Origin of the sequence: Polaribacter sp. BAL334, assembly GCF_015767435.1 — a bacterium.
Taxonomy (GTDB): Bacteria; Bacteroidota; Bacteroidia; order Flavobacteriales; family Flavobacteriaceae; genus Polaribacter.
Genome location: NZ_JADWOV010000103.1, coordinates 1 through 851 on the forward strand (window position 1 = coordinate 1; position 851 = coordinate 851).

At 31.3% G+C, this 851-nt stretch carries 1 pseudogene; it reads left to right on the forward strand.

What is annotated here, in order from left to right:
• Window positions 1-49: 49 nt before the first annotated feature.
• Window positions 50-851, forward strand: a pseudogene (locus IU405_RS00525) (right-handed parallel beta-helix repeat-containing protein); the annotation flags it as partial.

Consider the following 851-nt stretch of genomic DNA (forward strand, 5'->3'; position numbering starts at 1 on the left):
ATATAAAGTAAGTACTTGTATTCCAATTTTATTTTTTTTTATTTCAGCAATTTCTGCTCAAGAAATTGCATTTCCTACTGCTGAAGGTTTTGGAAAACATGCAACTGGAGGACGTGGAGGTCTTACGTATGTTGTTACCAATTTGAACGATGATGGAGAAGGTAGTTTAAGACAAGGAATTATTAAAAGCGAACCAAGAATTATTGTATTTGCTATTTCAGGAACAATCGAATTAAAATCAAAATTAGACGTAAATAAAGGCAAAGGAAGTTTAACTATTTTAGGACAAACAGCACCTGGTGAAGGAATTACAATTAAAGGATTTCCATTTACAATTAAAGCGGATAATGTAATTATTAGATATCTCAGGTTTAGAATGGGTGATGAAAATAATGTACAAGGTGATGCAATTGGGGCTAAAAACACTTCAAATGTAATTATAGATCATTGTTCTATTAGTTGGGGTACAGACGAAAACGCTTCATTTTATGATAATCAAAATTTCACACTTCAATATTGTATTATTTCAGAGGCTTTAAATAGATCTGTTCATGAAAAAGGTGCTCATGGTTATGGGGGAATTTGGGGTGGAGTTAAAGCTTCATTTCATCACAATTTAATCGCGAATAACAATAGCAGAAATCCAAGGTTTAGTGGTTCTAAAACAACACAAAACTCTGAAAATGAGTTTGTTGATTTTAGAAATAATGTAATTTTCAATTGGGGAGAAAATAGTATTTATGGAGGAGAAAATGGTTCGTATAATATTGTAAATAATTATTTTAAAGCTGGTCCTGCAACTACATCTTCTAAAATTAATAGAATAGTAAGTCCTTCTGAACCTTATGGGA